The following is a 20,202-nucleotide window of genomic DNA, read 5'->3' as shown; positions in this document are numbered from 1 at the left end:
GTCAGGGATTCAGGGTCTCGAGGAGGGTGACGGCGTCGGCGGGAGCGGGGGCGGTCTCCAGCGCCTCGCGGAAGGCGGGGTCCATGAGGCGCCGCGCGAGCCGCGCGAAGGCCCGCAGGTGCTCCGCGGCGCCGGCGCTGGCGAGGAGGAGCACGAGGCGCACGGGGCTGCCGCCCCAGTCCAGGGGGGCCCGGAGGCGCAGCAGGGCGAGGCCTCCGGCGCCCGGCCCGTGCCCGTGGGGGACCGCCAGGCCGTGGCCGATGGCGGTGGCGCAGGTGTCCTCCCGGGCCCACACGGCGGCCTCGAGGGCGTCCGCGTCGGGCACGCGCCCGGTGGCGGCGAGGCGCTCCACGAGGAGCCGGATGGCCTCCTCCCGGGTGGCGCAGGCCTCGTCGAGGACCACCAGGTCGGGGTCGAGGAGGGGCAGGTCCGGGGCCGCGGGGACGAAGGCCTCCAGGAGGGCCTCCACCGCGCCGGGACCGTCGGCCTCCAGGGCCTGGTCCGCGAGGGTCCGGCAGGCGGGGAGCTCGAGCCGGGCGGCGGCTTCGGCCAGGGCCGGCAGGGCCGCCGGCGCCACGCTCAGGGACCGGAACCCCAGGCCGGCCAGCAGGGGCAGGAGGCGCGGGTCCGAGGCCAGTTCCCCGCACAGGGAGACCTCCTTGCCCAGGGCGGCCGCGTCCCGGACGAGGCCCGCCAGCACCCGGAGGGCGGCGGGGTGCCAGGCCCGGTCCCGCCGCGCCAGGGCCGGCTCGTTGCGGTCCTCGGCGAACAGGTACTGGAGGAGGTCGTTGGTGCCGACGCTGAAGAAGTCCGCCGCGCCGAAGGCCCGCAGGTTCAGGGCCGCCGCGGGGACCTCGACCATCATGCCCACGGGCGGGGCGGGCCGCCCGAGCCGCGCCGCCTCCTCGGCCACGAGGGCCCGCACCCAGGCCAGTTCCTCGGGATCGGCCACCATGGGCACCATGAGGCGGAGCTCGCCAGGGCCGGCGCCGAGGGCGGCGGCCACCTGGGCCCGCACGAGGCCGGCGTGCTGGGGGTACCACCGCACGCCGCGGCGGCCCAGGAAGGGGTTGGCCTCCCGGGGGAGGGGGAGGAAGGGGAGGGGCTTGTCCCCTCCGGCGTCCAGGAGGCGGAGGACCACGGGACGGCCGTCCGCCGCCCGCAGGACCCGGCCGTAGGCCTCGGCCTGGGCCGCCACGGAGGGGGCCTCCCGGCGGTCCAGGAAGAGCAGTTCCGTGCGCAGCAGGCCCACGCCCTGGGCTCCGGCCCGGAAGGCCCCCTCGGCCTCCTCGGCGCAGGCCAGGTTCGCCAGGAGCCGCAGGGGGTGGCCGTCCCGGGTCCGGACCGGACCTGCGGCGGCCTCCCGGCGGGCCTGGCGGAAGGCCCGGCCCTCCGCCTCACGGCCGAGGTAGGCGCGCACCTCGGGGGGCGCGTCCTGGACCAGGAGGCCCCGGCGCCCCTCCACCAGGAGGGGGGTGCCGGGGGCCAGGCCGGCGGGGAGCGGGGCCAGGGCCACGCAGGGAATGCCGAAGGCCCGGGCGAGGATGGCCGTGTGGGAGGCGGCGCCCCCCTCGCCCAGCACCAGGCCGCGCAGGCGGCTCCGGTCCAGGCCCAGGAGGCGGGTGGGGGTGAGGTCGGGGGCGAGGAGGATGCCATCGGGCGCGGGGTCGGGCGCCGGGGGCGCCAGGATCCCGGCCAGGCGCTCCCCCAGGCCCTGGAGGTCCAGGGCCCGCGCCCGCAGCAGGGCCTGGTCGGAGGCGAGGAGGCGCGCGCAGGCCGCCTCTGTGGCCAGGCGGACGGCGGCCAGGGCGCCCTGGTCCGCGGACCGCAGCATGGCGCCAGCCCAGCCATCGTCTTCGGCCAGGGCGCGGTGGGCCTGGAGGATGGCCCGGATCTCGGGGTCGTCGGCCTGGGCGGCTTCCGCGTCCAGGGCGGTCCGGAGGGTGGCCAGGGCCTCCGCGAGGCGGGCCTGAGGGGGATCCCCCGCCGGCGGTTCGGCGGGTCTGGCATCGGGCAGGAAACAGGCCGGGCCCTCGCCCAGGCCGTCGACAACCGGAAGGGCCGCCCACCAGGGCGTGGGGACGCGGGCCAGGATCCGGGGCACCCGGGGGGCGGCGCCACCGGCGGGGGCCGGCCCGGTGTCGCGGAAGGGGCCGGCGAAGAAGGCATCCCAGTCCGCCAGGGCCTCGGCGTCCTCGGCGAGGAGGCGGCAGGGGTCGCCCGGTCGGGTGTCGGTGGCCAGGAGGTCCAGCACGCTGCCGAGGGGCGCCCGGCGGCCGTTGCGCGTGTTCTCCCACACGAGGGGACGGCCCTGGGCCCACGCGCCCAGGGCCGCCGCGGGACGCGCGTGCAGGCCCTCGGCCAGGGGGAAGGCGAAACGGCGTTCGGTCATCAGGCTTCCAGGCGCGCGAAGATCTCCGCGGGATTGCGGATGGCCGCTTGGACGGGCACCTCCACCACCCGGGTGAGGGCGGCGAAGCGGTCCCGGCCTTCCACGGCGATGTCGGCGGCCAGGATGAGGGCGTCGGCGTGGGCGATGTCCTCCTCGGTCAGGCGGTTCTCCAGGCCCATGGCCCCCTGGGTCTCCACCTTGATGGTGTGGCCCAGCTGCTTGCCGGTGCGTTCCAATTGCTCGGCCGCCATGTACGTGTGGGCGATGCCGGTGGGGCAGGCGGTGATGGCGAGGATGTTCATGCGTGCTCCTTCTTGCCGCGGAGGAGGTTCAGGGTGAGGGCCACCGCGAGGACGCCCACGAGGATGCAGAGCAGGTACCAGAGCCGGTGCTCGACCACGGGCAGGACGATGAGCCCGCCGTGGGGGGCCCGGTCCAGGACGCCGCCCAGCATGGCGAGGGCGCCGCCCAGGGCGGATCCGCCCACGATGGTGGGGATGACCCGCAGGGGGTCGGCGGCCGCGAAGGGGATGGCCCCCTCGGTGATGCCGATGGCGCCCATGGCCAGGGCGGCCAGGCCCGTCTCCCGCTCCTGGTCGGTCCAGCGGGAGGGGAAGAGCCGGGTGGCGAGACCGACGCCCAGGGGCGGAATGCAAATGGCGGCCGCACAGGCGCCCATGACCGCGGGGTTGCCCTCCCGGATCATGGCCGCCCCGAAGAAGAAGGCCGCCTTGTTCACCGGTCCGCCCATGTCGAAGGCGATCATGGCCCCCAGCACCAGGCCCAGGAGGACCTGGTTGCCGTGGCCGAGGTTCGCCAGGCTGCGCCCCAGCAGGGCCATGAGCTCCTTGATGGGGGCGCCGAGCACGAGGTACATGCCCGCGCCGACGCACACGGCCGAGATCACGGGGATGACCAGGATGGGCATGATGGGACGGAGGGTGCGGTGCACGGGCAGGCGCTTCAGGCCCTGGACGAGCCAGCCCGCCAGGAGGCCGGCGACGAGGCCGCCCAGGAACCCCGCCCCCACGGCGTTGGCGATGAAACCGCCGACCATGCCGGGGACGAGGCCCGGGCGGTCGGCCATGCCGTACGCGATGTAGCCGGCCAGGACCGGCACCACCAGGGCGAAGGCGGCGCCCCCGATGTCCATGAGCAGCTTCAGCAGGGGGGCCTGGCTGAAGTCCGGCCCCGAACCCGGCCGCATGGGCGCGAAGGCGATGGCGGTCGCGATGAGGATGCCGCCGCAGGCCACGAACGGCACCACGTGGGAGACGCCGCACAGGAGGTACTGCTTCAGGCGTTGAAGGGAGGGATGCATCGGGACTCCGGGGGGGACAGCCCAGGATAGGAGGGGGCCCGCGGGCCCGGGAGCCTGAACTTCCGGCCCAGGATTTGCACTTTCCGGCACCACCGGGCGACACTGGAGCCCGGAGGTTTCCCGTGGCCCAAGGCCCGTCCCCTCGATGGAAGCTGGCGCCGACCCCCCAGGACGAGGCCTGGGGCTTGTACGTCACGGCTCTGGGGTCGTCGGACCGGCCGGAGGAGGAGGGTGGCCCGGGCTGGCGCCTGATCTTCCTCGTGCGCGGGGGCGCCACCGTCGCGGGCCCTGGCCGCCGGCGCATCCGCCTGGAAGCGGGGGAGGCCGTGCTCCTGGAGGCCGGCGCCGGGGGCGCCTTCCTGCCCGATCCGGCGCGGGGCTGCCGGCTGCACCAGGTGGACTTCGCCGGCTGGCAGATGGAGCGGTGGCTGGCCGCGGGCCTCTTCGGGCCGCTGCCGAGGGTGTTCCGCACCGGCTTCGACGAGGGGCAGCTGGGCTTGGTGGCGCGGCTGGTGGAGCTGGTGCGCAGCCGGCCCCCAGGCGCCGCCCGGCTCATGGCGGGAGCCCTCGGCCACCTCCTGGCGCGCCTGGAGACCTCCCTGCGGAACCAGCCCGGCGGCCCCCGGGCCCGGCTCGTCCAGGAGGTCCGCAGGCGCCTGGCGGACCCCGAAGGGGAGCCCCAGGGCACCGGGCCCCTGGCCGAGGAACTGGGCGTGAGCGAGACCTGGCTCCGCCGCTGCTTCCGGGGCCAGACCGGCCTGTCCCCGCGCGGCTTCCGCATGCGGAGCCGCCTGGACCGGGCCTGCGAGCTCCTGGCGGACACGGACGAACCCGTGCGGGCCGTCGCCGAGCGCCTGGGCTTCTCCTCCCAGGCCTACTTCAGCCGGGTCTTCCGCCAGCAGACGGGCCTGGCCCCCACGGTCTGGCGATCCCGCCGCACGAAGGGCTAGACAGGGTGGATCGGCCCCTCCCTCCGTGCGGGGCCGATACCTGACGTCCAGGCTGTGTTCGGAATCTAGGATAGTAAGGGCTAATACCCATCCGTGCCGGAGCATGGAGGAGCTGGAATAGTGAGTCTGTGCTGCAGTGCCTGATGGCGCCGCGCATTCGCAGCATCCTATTGGAACGCGGAGGCGCGGAGGATCTCGCTGAGGCTCGCGGAGAAAGGATCAAGCCCACAAGCCCCCTCCACTCGATATCCAGGAAAACCTCCCGCTTCACCTTATGGCCGGCCAGTCTCAGGGAGTGCGCCAGACAGACCTTGTAGGGATCTTCCAGGAGTCCGTGCCCCAGAGCCTTCTGGATCTCGATGGCCTCCCCGATGATGGCCTGGGTGATCTCCTTGTGCGGATGATCCTCCCCGTCGACCTCTCCCCAATGCCTTCCCATCACGCCTCCCGTTGGGACGTGTCATTGGGAGGTGGCAGGTTCCAGGAGCGCTTTCCTCCGCGACCCTCTGCGAGATCCTCCGCGCCTCCGCGTTTCATAGGATCAATGAGGATCCGGAACGCTTGTCACCCTCCGCTCATAGCCTCAGCCAGATCACGATGCAGGCCAAAGCCACCTGGGCTGAGAAACTTCGCGCCGTTTTGTCGAACCTGGTGGCCAGCGCCCTGAACTGTTTGAGCTTGGCGAACCCATGCTCGATGGCATGGCGGGCCTTGTATAGGTGTGAGTCCCAGGCCGCCGGATTCTTGCGCCGGGGATGAGGTGGGATGACGGCTGTCGCACCCATGGCCTCGATCGCCTTCCATACCGGGTTCCCATCGTAGGCCCGATCTCCGAACCCGTACTCTGCCTGCCAACCGCACAGCAATCCTTCAGCAGACCGGCTTTCATGGGCTTGCCCCGGAGTGACCAGGAAATCCAAAGGATTACCGTGGGCATCGCAGATCAAATGGATCTTGGTCGAGCATCCACCCCGAGATCGTCCGAGCGCCTGGTTCCAGAGCCCCCCCTTTTGCCTGCTGAATGTTGATGAGCGCGAAGGATGGTGCCATCCAGCATGACCCACTCCAGGTCGGCTTCCTTGCGCAGGAACTCCAGGATCCTTTGCCACACGCCGCGCTTGGTCCAGGCCTCAAATCGCGTGTACACGCTTGTCCAAGGTCCAAATTCCTCCGGCAGGTCCCTCCACGGCGCCCCAGTCCTGTGCCTCCACAGGATCGCCTCCACCATGGGACGGTTGGGGTGACGGGATCGCCCCATCCCTCCACGCTCTGGCGGAAGGAGCGGTTCAAGCTTTGCCCACATGGCATCGGTCAGGAAACTTCTCGGCATCGTTACCCCAGGAAAATTCGTGGTGTACGAGCCGTTACGTATGAGTACACGTTAACTATTTATCTAATCTATAGATTCCGAACACAGCCTAGTCGATCAGGAGCGCGCGGAGGCTCTGGTCCAGGTCCTGCAGGCTGTAGGGCTTGGGCAGGAGGCGCACCCGGGGGCCGGAGGCGTCGAAGGTCATCGCGAAGGCCTCGAGGCTCCCGGTGGCCAGGAGCACGGGGACGTCCGGCGCCAGGCCGTGCAGGAGGGGCAGGGTGGCCGCGCCGCCGAGGCCGGGCATGTTGAGGTCCAGCACCACGAGGTCCGGCTTGAGGCCCTCCCGGATCCGCGCCAGCGCCTCCTCCCCGGAGACGGCGAGGACGGCCTCGTGGCCCAGGCGCTCCAGCATCGCGCCGGTGCCCTCCCGGACCAGGTCGTCGTCGTCGGCCACCAGGACGCGGAGGCGCCGCCGGGCGCCCACCGGGGACGCCTCGGGGCCGGGGCGCCCGTCGCCGGCGTCCTCCCCGGCCGGGAAGCGCAGGCGGATCTCCGTGCCCTGCCCGGGCTGGGAGCGGATCTCCAGGTCCCCGCCATGGGCCTTCATGGTGCTGAAGGCCATGGATAGGCCGAGTCCGGTGCCCTTGCCGGGGGCCTTCGTGGTGAAGAAGGGCTCGCAGGCCCGCGCCGCGACCTCGGGGGGCATGCCGGTGCCGGTGTCCGCCACCCGCACCAGGGCCCAGGCGCCTTCGCGGCGGGTGCCGAGGGTGAGGGTGCCCCCCCCGGGCATGGCGTCCACGGCGTTGACGCAGAGGTTCACGATCATCAGGGAGAGGGCGTTCGCGTCGCCGCGCACCGGCGGCAGCCCGGGCTCCAGGTCCCGGACCAGGCGCACCGTGGCCAGGGTCGTGCGCTCCAGAAGCTGGACGCTCTCGTCCAGGAGGGCGTTCAGGTCCACCTCCCGCACCTCCTCCGGCTGCTGGCGCGCGAAGGAGAGGAGGCCGCGGACCGTCTTGCCCCCGCGTTCGCAGGCCCTGAGGATGGTCCGGAAGGCCTTGGCCGAGGGGCTGTCCTCCGGAAGGATCTCGACCTGGGCGCTGGCGAGCCCGAGGATGGCCCCCAGCACGTTGTTCATGTCGTGGGCCACGCCCCCCGCGAGACGGCCCAGGCTCTCCATCTTCTGCGTCTGGGCCAGCCGGGCCCGGAGGGCGTTCTGCTCCGTGACGTCGCGCCAGACGGAGTGGTAGAAGCCGGCGCCCTCGTTGCGGATGAACTGGGCCGTCACCTGGACCTCGCGGATCCGCCCGTCCCGGGTGCGGTGGTGGGTGTCGAAGGTCTCGTGGCCGGCCTCCATGATCTGTTCGATGTGCGCTTCGCTCTCGGGGGCGGTCTCCTGGGCCTCGATGTCCTCGAGGCTCAGGCCGGCGAATTCATCCCGGGTGTAGCCCAGCTGCCGGCAGGCCTGGTCGTTGAAGGCGAGGAAGCGCCGGGTGACGGGATCCATGACGACGATGCCGTCGGAGCCCCGCTCGAAGAAGGTGCGGTAGCGCTCCTCGCTCATCCGGATGGAGCGGTAGCGGGCCTTCAGCAGGTCCCAGGCCCGGTGCAGATCCTGGTGCAGCTCCGCGAACTCCGCCCGGAAGCCCCCCCCGGCCGGGACGGGCGCGGCCGGGTCCCCGCTGCCCACCGCCCGCGCCAGGCGCCGGATCTCCGCCAGGGGCCGCAGCACGGTGCGCCAGAGGAGCTGCTGGAGGCCCAGGACCAGCAGGAGGTCCAGGGCGAGCAGGGTCGCGGCCTGGATGCGCAGCCGCCGGGCCAGGGCCGCCTCCATGGGCCGGGTGGTGTAGGCCACGCGCACCGTCGCCAGGGCCTGCCCGTCGTGGACGGCGGGGCGCTCCGAGGTGAGGAGGGGGCCCGGGTCGGCGGCGTCGTCCCCGCGGGCGCGTACGAGGTCCGGATGGCCGACGCCCAGCAGCGAGACCCGGATGGACTGGACCTCCCGTCCCCGCATGCGGCGGTCCAGGATCTCCTCGATCTGCGCCTCGTCCAGGTACCAGATGGGCAGGGTGAGGCTCGCCGCCAGGTCCTCGGCGGCGCGGTCCACCTCCCGGGCCAGCTCCTGGCGGGCCTGGCGGGATTCGATCCAGGCCGCCGCCCCCATGGCGCCGCCCAGGAGCAGGGTCGCCCCGGCGACGATGAGGGTGAGGAAGAGGGTCCGCAGGGAGGGCTGGGCGGCGGGCCCGCGCGCCGCCTCCGGGACGACGCCGGGGTCGCCGCCGGGAGGGGTCGGGGAAGGGTCGGCCATCGTCGCCTGCCTTTCGCGGGGGTGCGGTCCAGGGGAGCGAGGTGCTGGGAAATGAACACTTGCTTGATCGGGCGGCTAACATCCTAGCCGAACCCGGGGATGGGGCGAAGGCGTTTCCTTCCCAGGCGCCGGGGGCCGGGCTCGCGGCGATCCCCCCTTCGTGCATAATGGTCCCGCCGCCCCTTCCCCCTCCCCGCGCGGCGCCCACCCCCATGTTCCCTGGCACCCGCAGCCTGCTCCGGCGCGCCCTCCTGGCGGGGGCGGCCGTCGCGCTGCTGGGAGCCGCCCCCGGCTGGGACGGGCCGACCCGGGGACCTGCCGCGAAGCCGGGACGTACGATCGTTTATCTGGCTTCCGATTCCCGCAACGGCGGCGTGACGGGCGTCTTCCGCGGGCTCCAGGCGGCCACCGGCCAGCTGGGGTGGCGGATCCACTTCCTGGACGGGGCCGGGTCCCCCGGAACCCTGGACGTCCAGTGGGAGAAGGCGATGGCCCTCCGGCCCGACGCCATCGTCCTGGGGGGCTTCGACGCGTCCGCCTGGCGTGACCGCTTGGCAGGGGCCCGCAAGGCCGGCATCCGGGTCGCCGGGTGGCACGCCGCCCCCGAGCCGGGCCCCACCCCCGACCTCGTGGTGAACGTGGCCACCCAGGCCCGTGCCGTCGCCGAACTGGCGGTGGCGGCCGTGGCCCGGGACGCGGAGGCCCGGGGCCGGGACGCAGGCATCGTCGTGTTCACGGATTCCCGCTTCGCCGTCGCCCGGGCCAAGACCACGGCGATGGTCCAGGCCGCGGCCGCCCACCGGGGGCCGCACCGCCTCCGGATCCTGGCCGTGGAGGACGTGCCCCTCCCCGAGGTCCACCGGGCCATGCCCGCCCTGGTGCCCGCGCTGGCGAAGCGCCACGGGGCGGCCTGGACCCACTGCCTGGCCATCAACGACCTCTACTTCGACAACATCCACTACCCCCTGGCGCAGGCGGGACGCGCGGACGTCGTCCAGGTCTCCGCGGGGGACGGATCCAGCCTCGCCCTGTCCCGCATCCGCTCGGGCCTGTCCCGCCAGGTGGCCACCGTCGCCGAGCCCCTCCGCCTCCAGGGCTTCCAGCTGGCCGATGAGCTCAACCGGGCCTTCGCCGGCGAAGCCCCCAGCGGCTACGTGAGCCGGCCCCTCCTGGTGGACGCGGCCGCGCTCAAGGCCGCCCCGGGGGGCGACATCGAGCGCGGGCTGGGCTTCGAGGCGGCCTACGCGCGCATCTGGCGGGTCCGGACGGGCCCCTGAAACGCCCGGAGGGAGCCCGCGCGGGCTCCCTCCGGGGACTTGACCTGGCTCCTAGGCCTCGACGGTCAGCTCAAGGGCGATCTCCAGGTTGAGGACCTTGGAGATGGGGCACCCGGCCTTGGCCGCGGCCGCGGCCTCCTCCACCTTGGCGCGGTCGGCGCCGGGGGCGGTGACCTTGGTGCGCAGGAGGCTCCGGGTGAGGGCCAGGTTCTCGAAGGTCACGTCGCAGGCCGTCTCCACGGACGCGGGGGTGATGCCGCGCTCCCCGAGCTGCGCGCTGAGGGCCATGCTGAAGCAGCTGGCGTGGGCGGCCGCGATCAGCTCCTCGGGGTTCGTGCCGGGTTCGGTCTCGAAGCGGGTGCGGAAGGAGAACTTCTGGTTCGTGAAGGCGCCGCTCTGCACCCCGAACGTGCCGTTGCCGTCCTTGAGATTCCCGTTCCACCTGGCCGTGGCGCTGCGTTTCATGGTCGCTCCTTTCAAAGGCGCCGGCCCCGGGGGCCGGCCTGGATCCAGGGTACCGCGTTCCACGCCGGGATGGGTCATGGCAGAATGGCTGAATCCCCCCCACCCTCGCCCCGCCAGGCGCCTTTCCGGATCCGCCATGAGGACCTTCACCTGCGCCTACTGCGGCGCCAGCTCCCCGCTCCAGGGCTCGTACCGGCATCGCGGGGCGGGCCTCTGCAAGGCCTGCGCCGCCCGGGCGATGGAGGAGGGCGTGCCCGGCGCGGAGATCGAGCCCGTCATGGACCACGGCACCTGCCATGTCTGCGGCGCCGACCGGGCCCGGGGCGACTGGCCCCTGGTGGCGGGAAGGCCGACCTGCGACCGCTGCCGGCCCAAGCCCGCGCATGCGAAGGTTCCCCGCTGGCTCCTGGCCGCGGGCGCCGCCTGCCTCCTCCTGACGGTGGCCAGCACCCTCCATTCCCTGCGGTTCGTGCGGGGCTACGTGGCCTACCGTCTGGGGGTGAAGGCCTACCGTGCGGATCGGACCGAGCTCGCCGCCGGGCGCCTGGCCCAGGCCGCGGCCCTGGTCCCCGAGGAGCCTCACTTCGCGGGGTTGGCGGCCTACTACCGGGGCCTCACCCACCTGGCGGCGGACCGCCCCCGGGAGGCCCGGGCCAGCTTCCGGGAGGCCTGCGCGCGGGAGGAGGACGTGCCGCCCTACAAGGCCGCCCTGGCCCTCGCGGACCGGGACCTGGCCTGGCTCGCCAAGGACTACCGCGCCTTCCTGAAAGCCTCGGAGGCCTTCCGGGCCGCCGAAGGCGACACCCAGGAGGCGCTGGGCGCCCTGGCCTCGGCCCAGGCCTGCCTCTTCGCCGTGGAGGGCGATCCCGGCCTCCGGGACCGGGCCCAGGCGACCCTGGCCCGGGCGGAGCGGGCTCCGGCGACGGACCCGGGCTTCGCCGGGTTCGCGGCGCGCATCCGGCACCGCCTCGCCACCCGGGAGATCCTGGACAAGGCCGCCTTCGAGGCGCGATATCCCCAGGGCTGGCCCGGACCCGGAGGCCGTCCATGATGATCATCCCCGGATTCGTCGTCAGCATCGTCACCTTCCCCGGGGTGGTGGTGCACGAGGCCGCCCATCTGCTGTTCTGCCGCCTCTGCGGCATCCAGGTGCACGAGGTCTGCTTCTTCCGCGTGGGCAATCCCTCCGGCTACGTGGTCCACGACGCGCCCTCCCGCTTCCGGGACACGCTGCTCATCTGCGCCGGCCCCCTCTTCCTCAACACCGTGCTCTGCCTCCTGTTCTGCCTGCCGGCCTTCATCCCCTACCGGATCTTCGGGCGGGAGGACGATGTCCTCGTGCTCTTCCAGCTGTGGCTCGGCGTCAGCATCGGCATGCACGCCTTTCCCAGCACCGCCGACGCCCGGATCCTCTGGGACCATGCCCGGACCGCGGCCCGGCGCAACGAGGTCCTGGCCTGGTTCAGCTTCCCCCTGGTCGGCCTCATCTGGGTGGCGAACCTGGCGTCCTTTTTCTGGTTCGACCTCTTGTACGGCGTCGCGGTGGGCGTGGGCCTGCCGACCCTGATCCTCGACCTGCTGAACTGAGGCCGGTGGGCCGCAAAGCAAGCGAACAAACAATCAAACGGAATTCGTAGAGAAATTCAATTTGGCATGACATCGGCGGCGCGCGCCCGGCCATGATGGGAAGGCGCGCCTCCGGCGCCGCAGATCCCCGCCCCACCGGACCCGAGGGCCGCCCTGTCCCCGGGCTTCCCCTTCCTCCTTCCCGCAGGAGCCCCCCTGGACCTCGCCGCACCGCCTCCGCCCGGAACCGCGCCTTCCGTGCGGCGCCTGCGCCAGATCCAGTTCGTTTCCGCCGCCGTGCTGGCCGTGAACCTGGGGATCAGCCTGGCCCACCACAACACCCTGGCCCTGGTCGAGACCGGCCTGGGCATCGCGGCCCTCCTCGGCGCCTTCGCCCTGACCCGCCGGGGCCGCATCTCCGCGGCCGTGGACACCACCCTCGTGGTGCTCACCGTGATGGCCACGGCGCTCATGTGGTCCTTCCAGGGCCTGGCCGACCCCGCGGTCCTCGCCCTGCCGGCCATCCTCGTTTTCGCGGCCCTGCTGGGCCAGCGGCGGTTCTTCCTCGTCCTGGTGGGGGTGATGGTCGCGAGCATGTTCCTCCTGGCCGCCGGCACCGTCCAGGGCTGGCTCGTGCCCCGGCGGTTCGCGGTGGGCTACGCGACCTTCCTGGGCATGTCGGCCATCCTGCTGGCGACGGGCCTGGGCGTGTGGATGCTGGCCCAGGATCTCCGCCGGGCCCTGGCCCGGGTGCAGGAGGAGAACGAGCGGGTCGTCCATTCCCAGGGGCACATCGAGTTCCTCGCCCACTACGACGGCCTCACCGGCCTTCCGAACCGGACCCTGGGCCGGGACCGGCTCCGGGTGGCCCTGGAGCAGGCCGAGCGCACCGGGCGCTTCGTGGCGATGGCCCACCTCGACCTGGACAATTTCAAGACCATCAATGACTCCATGGGACACCTCGCGGGGGACCGCCTCCTGGTCGAGGCCAGCGCCCGCATCGTGGCCGCCCTGGAGCCCGGCGACACCCTCTGCCGCCAGGGCGGGGACGAGTTCCTCGCGGTGCTGGCGGACCTGGGCTCCGAGGACGAGGCCGCGGCCCGGACGGCCCGGATCACGGGGGCCCTGGCCGACCCCTTCCCCATCCAGGGCCTGGACGTGGCCGTGACCGCGTCGGTGGGCCTGGCGATGTTCCCCGAGGACGGGCGCGACTTCGAGACCCTCCTGCAGAAGGCCGACACGGCCATGTACCAGGCCAAGGCGGCCGGCAGGAACACCCTCCGGTTCTTCGACGCGGCCATGAATTCCGCGGTCCGGGAGCACCTCCACCTGGCCTCCGCCCTCCGCACGGCCCTGGACCGCGGCGAGCTGAGCCTCCACTACCAGCCCCTGGTGGACCTGGCCACGGGCCGCATCGACGGCGCCGAGGCCCTCCTGCGGTGGCGCCATCCGGAGATGGGCCTCATCGCCCCGTCGGTCTTCATCCCCGTGGCGGAGCGCTCCGGCCAGATCGGGCCCATCGGCAGCTGGGCCCTGGAGGAGGCCTGCCGGCAGTGCAGGGCCTGGCGGGACCTGGGCATGCGCCTCACCCTGTCCGTCAACCTCTCGCCGGTCCAGTTCCGCCGCGACGACCTGGAGAGCACCCTCCTGAACGCCATCGAATCCGCGGGCATCCCCGCCGGCGCCATCGAACTGGAGCTGACGGAAGGGATGCTCATCGAGGACACCCCGGCCCTCACCCAGAAGCTGCGGAACCTCCGGGCCATGGGCGTGCGCTTCTCCATCGACGACTTCGGCACCGGCTACTCGAACCTGGGCTACCTCCAGCGCTTCGAGGTGGAGCGCCTCAAGATCGACCAGTCCTTCGTGCGCCGCCTCACCCAGGGGCCCCAGGACGAGGCCCTCGTCCTCGCCATCATCCAGATGGCGCGGAGCCTCCGCCTGGGCACCGTGGCCGAGGGCATCGAGGACGCCGCCACCCTGGAGCGCCTGCGGGCCCTGGGCTGCACCACCGGCCAGGGCTTCCTGTGGAGCCGCGCCGTTCCCGCCGATGCCTTCCTGGCCCTCTACCGCGGGTGGGACGGAGCACCCCAGGCCGGTTGAACGGGATGCCTTGCCCTCCGCCGGCCCCGCGTCCAGACTGACGGGATGCGCATCTACTTCTCCTGCTCCATCACCGGCGGACGCGGCGACCAGCCGGCCTATGCGGCCCTGGTGGCCCACCTCCAGGCCGCGGGGCACCGCGTCCTCACCGCCCACCTCGCCAGCCCCGACCTCCAGGGCCAGGAGGGCGGCCTGGAGCCGGAGGCGGTGTACGACCGCGACACCGCCTGGGTGCGCGAGGCCGACGCGGTGGTCGCCGAGGTCAGCACCCCCAGCCACGGGGTGGGCTTCGAGGTGGCCTACGCCCTGCACCGGGCCAAGCCCGTCCTCTGCCTCCACCGCCGCGGCGCCCGCGTGAGCCGCATGATCACGGGATGCCGCGAGCCCGGCATGGCCTGCGCCGAGTACGGCACTGAGGCCGAGATGCTGGCCCTCGCGGACGCGTTCCTGGCGGGAGGCGCGAGCCGGCCCTGAACCCGGGCGGCGCCGGATCCCGGGGCACGCCAGGAGGGCAAGATCAGAAGGCCACCAGCCGGTGGATGGCCTTGAGGATCAGGTTCGCCGAACCGAGGAAGTAGACCGTGTTGGCGGCCGCCGCGGCCAGGGCCACCCAGGCCCAGGCGGGACGCTCCTCCAGGATGGCGGCCCCCAGGAGGCAGAGCACGGCGGCCGGGAGGATGTTGCCGAAGGGCAGGGGGACCGGGATCGCCAGGAGGAGGCCGGTCCAGGCCACCAGGGCGCCGGTGCCGCGGGCGTTCACGGGCATGGGGAGCACGGCGCGGCTGGCGAAGCGGTCCAGGACGCCTTCCACCCGGGCCAGGCCGTCCTTGAGGCCGCTCTTGTGGAGGGGCAGCCGGCGGAGTCGGCGCGGGATCCAAGGCCGGTCGGCCCCCCAAGCGAGCTGGAGGCCGAGGGCGGCCACGGCCGTGCCGCCCACGGGGGCCAGGCCCAGGTTGAGGCCCGGGACGAGGCTGGGCAGGGAGAGGACGAGGACCAGCAGGCCGTAGGTCCGCGGTCCCGCCACGGCCAGCAGGTCCTCCAGGGTGACCTCCGGCTTGCTGTCCAGCAGTTCGTGGAGGACCGAGAAGAAGGGGCGGGGCGCCATGCCCCAGCTTACTGCGGACCCGTCAGATGAACGAGACCCGCCGGGTCGCCGCCGCGTTCACGTAGCAGCGCTCCGTGTTCCCCTTTCGGTCCGCGGGCACCACGAAGAACCCCGGGCGGTTGGGGGCGTAGCCCTGGGTGACGCCGTCCAGGACCTCCCCGTCCTTGAACTCGATGTGGATCTTCCGGCCCGCGGCGGCGTCCTGGGGATCGAAGACGTTGGACTTGGCGTGGCCCAGGTCCCCCTCCAGGTCCTTGACGAAGAAGAGCCCCTTGAGCTCGCCCATGGCGATCTCCCGGGGGGCGGCGCCGGGGATCTCCTCCTCGACGATGTGGAAGCGCTCCTTGGCGGGCGTGAAGTCCATGGTGAGGCCCTTGAGGATGCGGCCGTTCAGGAAGTGGGCGACGACCTTGTTCATGGGGGCTCCGGGCTGGGGTGCCGCCATTCTGCACGGGTACCGGCCGGAATTCAACCAGCGGATTCCATGGGGCGGAAGGATTCCTCGCCTATTCCGCCAGCTCCCGTTCCAGGTCCGCCAGGAAGCGGCGGAGGACCCGGGTCCGGCCTTCCGCCAGGCGCCGCCCCTCCGCGGTGCGCATCAGGGAGGCCAGGCGCAGGAGCTTGAGGGGGAAGTGGTCCACGCTGTAGGCCGCGTCGTCCAGGGCCCGGCCCCCGCGGCCGAAGGGGTCCTCCGCGTGCCAGAGGGAGCCGCCCATCCTGCCGCCGGTGTAGAAGCAGCGCGCGAGGCCGATGGCCCCGAGGGCCTCGAGGCGGTCGGCGTCCTGGAGGATGCGCGCCTCGGGGGTGCGGGGCTCGATCCCGGCGGAGAAGCTGTGGGCCTCGATGGCGTGGGCCACGCCCGGAAGGCGGGCGGGATCGAAGCCCATCCTGCCGAGGATGCCCGTGGCCGCCTCCGCGGAGAGCCGCGAGGCCCGGGAGCGCAGGGGGTTGTCCTTGGGGGGGTTCACCGCGTCGTGGAAGTAGGCCCCCGCCAGGAGGACGAGGAGGTCCCCCTCCCCCTCGGCCCGGGCGATGGCGCGGGCCGAGCGCCACACCCGCCGGAAGTGGTGGATCCCGTGGGCCGCGTCCGCGGCCCCCTCCGCGGCCCAGTGGGCCTCGAAGCGGGCCTGCCAGGCCGCGATCTCCCCGTGCTCCCTGTTCATGCGTCCTCCCCATCGGCGTACTGGACCCGGACCACCCGGGCATCCACCCCCGCGGCGGCGAAGATCCCCAGCCACCGCTCCTGCTCGGGGCGGAGGGTGTCCCCGGGACCCTTCACCTCCCACAGCATGCACTGGCCCTCCCGGCACAGGAAGAGGTCCGGGAACCCGCTGCGCCAGGCCGAGGGCTGGGGGGCCATGGTCCCGAGCACGGCGAGGAGGGCCCCGTGGGGCACCGTGTCGAGGGCCGCCGCCACGACCTCGTCCGGCAGGGCCTTCCACGCCACGAAGGGGTTGGCCGTGCCGCGCTTGGCCGCGAGGGCGCCCAGGATGAGCCGGCGCGCCTCCGCCGGGTCCGACAGGCGTTCCAGCCGCGCCGCCAGCAGCTCCCGCCGGGCCTCCGCGAAGGCCGGGCTGCGGAGGTCCGCGGGGCCGGCCTGGAAGGGGTGGAAGAAGGCGCCCGGCACCGGCGCGAAGACCACGTCCCAGAAGGCCAGCCCGAAGAGGGCGTTCCAGAGGACGTTCTCGGTGTGCCAGCCCCGCCAGTCCGGCGCCGCGGCCAGGGCGGCCTGCTCCGGCAGGCCCGAGGGATGGCGCGGGACCGTCAGGCGCAGCTCGGCCGGGGCCGGCGGGGGGGGATGGGCCGCGAGCCACGCGGCGGCGGCGGGTTCGTGCCGGGCGAGGCGCGCGAGGATCCGGCGCGCCGCCCGGGCCTCCCCGGGATCCAGGGGGGCGCGGGCCATGGCCAGGGCCGCTTCGGCGGCCTCGGGCCAGCGCGCCGCGGCCAGGTGGATCCGGGCGACGCGCTCCCGGGCCGGGGGCAGCCCGCTCCGGCCGTAGCAGGCCAGGGCGGCCTCCTCCCGGCCCAGGCGCTCCCAGGCCCGGCCCGCCTCGTTCAGGAGCCGCCGGTGGCGCCGGCCTGCGCGGAGGCCGGGGCAGGCCTCCATGGCGAGCAGGGCCCCGGTGGGCCCCGCCAGGTCCTCCCCGGCCTCGAGGGCGTCCCGCAGGGCCTCCAGGGAGCAGAGGGCCTCCACCTCGGCCCGGGTGCGGAAGGCCCGGCCCGCGGGGTCCAGGGGGTAGGCCTCGTACCGCACGTGGCCCAGGTCGGCCATGACGAAGTCCGCGAGGCCCTGTTCCCGGTTCCCGAAGAAGAGCAGGAGGGCCAGGTCGGCCCAGGCCCGGTCCCGGAGGGCCACGGCGGGAAGGCCGGCCGCCTCCGGCGCCGAGGCCAGCAGCTGGTCCGCCAGGGCGTCCCGGCTGGCCCGGGCCGGACAGGGGAGCCCTGCCGCCCGCAGGCGCGCCGCCAGTTCGTCCCGGCGCAGGAGGGCGGTCAGGTCGGCGGGCGTGGCCCCGGTCTCGGTCTGGCAGAGGCCGGCGGCCTCCAGGCGCCCGAGGGCGCCGGGCAGGTCGCCGATCTCCGCGTAGGCCAAGGCGTCCCGCCGGATCCAGGGCCCCTTGCGGGTAAGGAGGCGCACGAACAACATCCGCGCCTCCGGATCCAGCTCCCTGAACCCGGCCAGCCGGGCCGCCTCGTCCGGGGTGAGGAGATCCCCGTACCGGCCTTCCACGTCCGAGAGGACGGTCTGGAAATTCCGGAGATAGTAGGGTTCTCCCATGCCCCCATTCTGGCCCAGAAGCGGGGGACGCAGAACCCGGACCGCCCCCCGGGACGGCTCAGCGGTGGACGACGATCTCTTCCACGGGGAAGCGGACCTTGGCCAGGGCGGCGTACTTGTCGTCGCCGGACCGGTAACCGGCAGGGCAGGCGCAGACGGTGTGGTAGCCCGTGCCGGCCAGGCCCAGGATCTCGTCGTAGCGGGCGGGGTCCAGGCCTTCCATGGGGCAGGTGTCCACGCCCAGGAGGGCGGCGCTGGTCATGAAGTTGCCCAGGGCGATGTAGACCTGGCGGGTGGCCCATTCCTGGATGTGGGCGGCGCGGGGGCCGGTCACCAGGGTGCCCACCATCATGTCGCGGTACCCGGCCAGGCTCTCGGGAGCCACGCCCCGGACTTCGGCGATGCGCGCGATGAAGTGCTGGACGTCCTCGGCGCTCAGGGTGTCCTTGGCGAGGAAGACTACGAGGTGGCTGGCCTCCTCCACCTGGGCCTGGCCCCAGGAGGCCTCCTTGAGCTTCGCGCGGACCGCGGGGTCGGAGACCACGAGGAACTTCCAGGGCTGGAGCCCGAAGGAGCTGGGGGTGAGCACGAGGGAGGCCTCGAGGGCGGCCCAGGTCTCGGCGGGGATGGGGGTCGTCTCGAACTTCTTGGTGGCGTAGCGGCGGTTCTGGACGGTGAGCAGATCCTGGGCGCTGAGGGCTGCGGTCATCGGTCACTCCTTTCAAGGGGTGGGTTGCGGCGTTCAAGGCCGTAGGACAAAATTAGGATGGCTGCTCTCTTTTGGATAGTAGGCACCTGAATGGAAGGTAGGCACCCCATGGTTCGCAAGGCCTGTTCCGCCGCTCCCAACGTCCTGAGCCCCCAGTGCCCCACCCGGATGGTCCTGGACCTCATCGCCGACAAGTGGACCACCCTCGTGATCTACCTCCTGTCCCAGGGCACCCGCCGCTATGGCGAGCTCCAGCGGGAGGTGGGCGGCATCAGCCAGAAGATGCTCACCCAGACCCTGCGCAAGCTGGAGCACGACGGCCTGGTGAAGCGCGTCGTCTACCCCGAGGTGCCGCCCCGCACCGAATACTCCCTGACCGAGCTGGGGACGACCCTGCGCGAGCCCCTGGGCGCCCTGTGCAAGTGGGCCGTGGAGCACCTGCCCGATGTGGAGAAGGCCCGCAAGGCGGGGGCCCGCCAGCGCGCCCGGGCCTCCGAGGCGCTCTCCGCCTGAGCCCTGTCCGGGCGGTTTCCCCTGCGGCCCTGGCGCGGCGGCTCAGACGCCCATCTTCGGGGTATGCACCCGGTGGCCGCCGTAGATGCCGCGGTGGCCGACCAGGACGTACGCGAGGAAGCAGGTGAGGACGAGGGGGCCCGCGAAGGCCGCCCCGAACAGTTCGACGCCCATGATGAGGGAGGCCAGGGGGGTGTTGCTGGCCGCGGCGAAGACCGTGACGTAGCCCACCGCCGCGGCGAAGGGCACGGGCATGCCCAGGACCGGCGCCAGGGCGGCGCCCAGGAGCGCGCCGATGACGAACAGGGGCGTCACCTCGCCGCCCTTGAAGCCGAAGCCCAGGGTCACGGCCGTGAAGAGGAACTTCAGGAGGAAGGCCCAGCCCGGGACCGGCCCGGGCGCGTCCAGGACCCGCGGAAGCCAGACCGTGCCCAGGTTCAGGTAGTCGGGGGTCCGGAAGGCGAGGGCCAGGAGGATCACCGCGCAGCCGCCCGCGAAGGCCCGCAGGCAGGGGTGGGGAAGGCGGGCCCGGGTCCAGGCCGCGAGGCGGTGCGTGGTCTCCGCGAAGGCTCCGGCCACCAGGGCCGCCGGCACCGCGAAGGCCAGGAGCTTCAGGCCGAGGAGCCCGTCCAGGGGCGGGGCCGCGGGGCGCCAGTGGGCGTGGTGGGCGCCCAGGAGCCGGCAGACGCCGTCCCCGGCGAAGCTGGCCGCGGCGCACACCAGGAGCCCCTCGTAGCGCAGCAGGCCGATGGTGATGACCTCCATGCCGAACACCGCGCCGGCGGCGGGCGTCCCGAAGAGGGCCCCGAAGCCGCCGGAGACCCCGGCCATGAGGAGGAGGCGCTGGCGGCTGGCGTTCAGGCCCAGCCAGCGCCAGCGGAGGCGGCCCAGGCCCGTGGCCAGGCCGGCGCCCATCTGGATGGCCGTGCCCTCCCGGCCCGCGCTGCCCCCGCCCAGGTGCGTGAGGAGGGTGCCCGCCAGGACCAGGGGGGCCATGCGCACAGGCACCCGCCCGCGGAAATCCACCACCTCGTCCAGGATGAGGGCGCCGCCCCGCTCCGATTCGCCCCCCCACCGGTGGTACAGCCAAGCGGAAGCCGCCCCCAGGACGGGGAGGGCGAAGAGGAGCCAGGTGTGGTGCTCCCGGGTGGCGATCACCCGCTCGAGCAAGTAGAGAAAGAGCGCTGACGAACAGCCCGCCAAGGCCCCCACGGCGGAGCCCAGGCCCAGGTCCCAGACCGTCCGCTCAACCCGCCAATTCCACGCCATGCCGCCTCCGCAGGGGAAAAGTCAGGCGCCATCAGCCATCGGGGCGGTTACAGGGCGGACACCATCGCCACCGCCATTCAATCACGAACCGGCGACCGCGGGAACTTGGGAAACGGACAGTACCCGACTATTCTGGTCG

The 20,202-nt window shown here is 73.4% G+C and carries 19 protein-coding genes, 1 pseudogene and 1 riboswitch; of the genes and pseudogenes, 7 read left to right on the top strand and 13 right to left on the bottom strand.

The features are described from left to right. Position 1: 1 nt before the first annotated feature. From R2J75_RS15795 to R2J75_RS15785, 3 genes are read right to left on the bottom strand one after another with little or no spacing between them, the layout of a single operon-like run. A complete protein-coding gene (locus R2J75_RS15795; protein WP_316410562.1) occupies positions 2–2,392 on the bottom strand; it encodes a phosphoenolpyruvate--protein phosphotransferase in 2,391 nt (796 codons plus the stop codon). Beyond that, a complete protein-coding gene (locus R2J75_RS15790; RefSeq protein WP_243329502.1) occupies positions 2,392–2,694 on the bottom strand; it encodes a PTS fructose transporter subunit IIB in 303 nt (100 codons plus the stop codon). The genes R2J75_RS15795 and R2J75_RS15790 overlap by 1 nt, the downstream gene beginning before the upstream one ends. Then, positions 2,691–3,713: a PTS fructose transporter subunit IIC gene (locus R2J75_RS15785; RefSeq protein WP_243329499.1), complete on the bottom strand. Its 1,023-nt coding sequence runs from the start codon at positions 3,711–3,713 to the stop codon at positions 2,691–2,693. Before R2J75_RS15785 ends, R2J75_RS15790 begins: the two co-directional genes overlap by 4 nt. A gap of 122 nt (positions 3,714–3,835) precedes the next feature. Between R2J75_RS15785 and R2J75_RS15780 the strand changes: the two genes are divergently transcribed. Then, on the top strand, positions 3,836–4,663 hold the full coding sequence (locus R2J75_RS15780) for a helix-turn-helix domain-containing protein (RefSeq protein ID WP_243329497.1): 828 nt from the start codon (positions 3,836–3,838) through the stop codon (positions 4,661–4,663). Here R2J75_RS15780 and R2J75_RS19985 read toward each other — a convergent pair. The 3 genes and pseudogenes from R2J75_RS19985 to R2J75_RS15770 all read right to left on the bottom strand — a co-directional run bounded on the left by R2J75_RS19985 (position 4,593) and on the right by R2J75_RS15770 (position 8,280). Continuing rightward, positions 4,593–5,102, bottom strand: coding sequence for a GxxExxY protein (locus tag R2J75_RS19985; RefSeq protein WP_394365857.1), 510 nt, complete (start codon positions 5,100–5,102; stop codon positions 4,593–4,595). The genes R2J75_RS15780 and R2J75_RS19985 overlap by 71 nt on opposite strands. A gap of 136 nt (positions 5,103–5,238) precedes the next feature. Next, positions 5,239–5,966, bottom strand: a pseudogene (locus R2J75_RS15775) (IS5 family transposase). Between the two features lie 115 nt (positions 5,967–6,081). Then, positions 6,082–8,280 (bottom strand): hybrid sensor histidine kinase/response regulator, encoded by a 2,199-nt coding sequence (locus R2J75_RS15770; protein ID WP_316410561.1) that lies wholly within the window; start codon positions 8,278–8,280, stop codon positions 6,082–6,084. Positions 8,281–8,492: 212 nt separating this feature from the next. Here R2J75_RS15770 and R2J75_RS15765 point away from each other — a divergent pair, with 212 nt between their 5' ends. Further along, entirely contained in the window at positions 8,493–9,557 is a 1,065-nt protein-coding gene (locus R2J75_RS15765; protein ID WP_243333523.1) for a substrate-binding domain-containing protein, read from the top strand. A 51-nt stretch (positions 9,558–9,608) separates the two neighbouring features. Here R2J75_RS15765 and R2J75_RS15760 read toward each other — a convergent pair whose 3' ends face one another. Then, positions 9,609–10,022, bottom strand: coding sequence for an OsmC family peroxiredoxin (locus tag R2J75_RS15760; protein WP_243333522.1), 414 nt, complete (start codon positions 10,020–10,022; stop codon positions 9,609–9,611). Between the two features lie 136 nt (positions 10,023–10,158). On the opposite strand from R2J75_RS15760, the gene R2J75_RS15755 reads away from it, so the two are divergent. The 4 genes from R2J75_RS15755 to R2J75_RS15740 all read left to right on the top strand — a co-directional run bounded on the left by R2J75_RS15755 (position 10,159) and on the right by R2J75_RS15740 (position 14,165). Then, the gene (locus tag R2J75_RS15755; RefSeq protein WP_316410560.1) at positions 10,159–11,073 is read left to right on the top strand and encodes a hypothetical protein; all 915 of its coding nucleotides are present in this window, start codon (positions 10,159–10,161) and stop codon (positions 11,071–11,073) included. Further along, positions 11,070–11,609 carry a zinc metalloprotease gene (locus tag R2J75_RS15750; protein ID WP_243333521.1) on the top strand — a complete coding sequence of 180 codons (540 nt, stop codon included), beginning with the start codon at positions 11,070–11,072 and terminating at the stop codon, positions 11,607–11,609. The genes R2J75_RS15755 and R2J75_RS15750 overlap by 4 nt, the downstream gene beginning before the upstream one ends. A 237-nt stretch (positions 11,610–11,846) precedes the next feature. Next, positions 11,847–13,691, top strand: coding sequence for a putative bifunctional diguanylate cyclase/phosphodiesterase (locus R2J75_RS15745; protein WP_243333520.1), 1,845 nt, complete (start codon positions 11,847–11,849; stop codon positions 13,689–13,691). Between the two features lie 45 nt (positions 13,692–13,736). Further along, positions 13,737–14,165, top strand: a complete 429-nt coding sequence (locus R2J75_RS15740) for a nucleoside 2-deoxyribosyltransferase (protein ID WP_243346757.1) — start codon at positions 13,737–13,739, stop codon at positions 14,163–14,165. 43 nt (positions 14,166–14,208) lie between these two features. On the opposite strand, the gene R2J75_RS15735 is transcribed toward R2J75_RS15740, so the two are convergent. The 5 genes from R2J75_RS15735 to R2J75_RS15715 all read right to left on the bottom strand — a co-directional run bounded on the left by R2J75_RS15735 (position 14,209) and on the right by R2J75_RS15715 (position 18,281). Beyond that, entirely contained in the window at positions 14,209–14,796 is a 588-nt protein-coding gene (locus R2J75_RS15735; RefSeq protein WP_243333518.1) for an exopolysaccharide biosynthesis protein, read from the bottom strand. A gap of 22 nt (positions 14,797–14,818) precedes the next feature. Further along, positions 14,819–15,214: a DUF6982 domain-containing protein gene (locus R2J75_RS15730; RefSeq protein WP_243333516.1), complete on the bottom strand. Its 396-nt coding sequence runs from the start codon at positions 15,212–15,214 to the stop codon at positions 14,819–14,821. Positions 15,215–15,302: 88 nt separating this feature from the next. Then, on the bottom strand, positions 15,303–15,959 hold the full coding sequence (locus tag R2J75_RS15725; protein ID WP_316410559.1) for an HD domain-containing protein: 657 nt from the start codon (positions 15,957–15,959) through the stop codon (positions 15,303–15,305). Beyond that, on the bottom strand, positions 15,956–17,572 hold the full coding sequence (locus R2J75_RS15720; RefSeq protein WP_316410558.1) for a VRR-NUC domain-containing protein: 1,617 nt from the start codon (positions 17,570–17,572) through the stop codon (positions 15,956–15,958). Before R2J75_RS15720 ends, R2J75_RS15725 begins: the two co-directional genes overlap by 4 nt. 58 nt (positions 17,573–17,630) lie before the next feature. Beyond that, entirely contained in the window at positions 17,631–18,281 is a 651-nt protein-coding gene (locus R2J75_RS15715) for an NAD(P)H-dependent oxidoreductase (protein WP_243333512.1), read from the bottom strand. A 108-nt stretch (positions 18,282–18,389) separates the two neighbouring features. Between R2J75_RS15715 and R2J75_RS15710 the strand changes: the two genes are divergently transcribed. After that, complete coding sequence (locus R2J75_RS15710) at positions 18,390–18,794, top strand: winged helix-turn-helix transcriptional regulator (RefSeq protein ID WP_243333510.1); 405 nt, start codon at positions 18,390–18,392, stop codon at positions 18,792–18,794. 42 nt (positions 18,795–18,836) lie between these two features. Here the strand turns inward: R2J75_RS15710 and R2J75_RS15705 are convergent, their stop codons facing one another. Beyond that, positions 18,837–20,063, bottom strand: coding sequence for a chloride channel protein (locus tag R2J75_RS15705; RefSeq protein ID WP_316410556.1), 1,227 nt, complete (start codon positions 20,061–20,063; stop codon positions 18,837–18,839). Positions 20,064–20,078: 15 nt separating this feature from the next. After that, a riboswitch (Fluoride riboswitch) is annotated at positions 20,079–20,141 on the bottom strand. Positions 20,142–20,202: the final 61 nt, after the last annotated feature.

It is taken from the genome of Mesoterricola sediminis, from assembly GCF_030295425.1.
GTDB classification, from domain to species: Bacteria; Acidobacteriota; Holophagae; order Holophagales; family Holophagaceae; genus Mesoterricola; species Mesoterricola sediminis.
The sequence above is the reverse complement of the archived record's forward strand: the minus strand, read 5'-3'. Positions and strand labels throughout refer to the sequence as shown.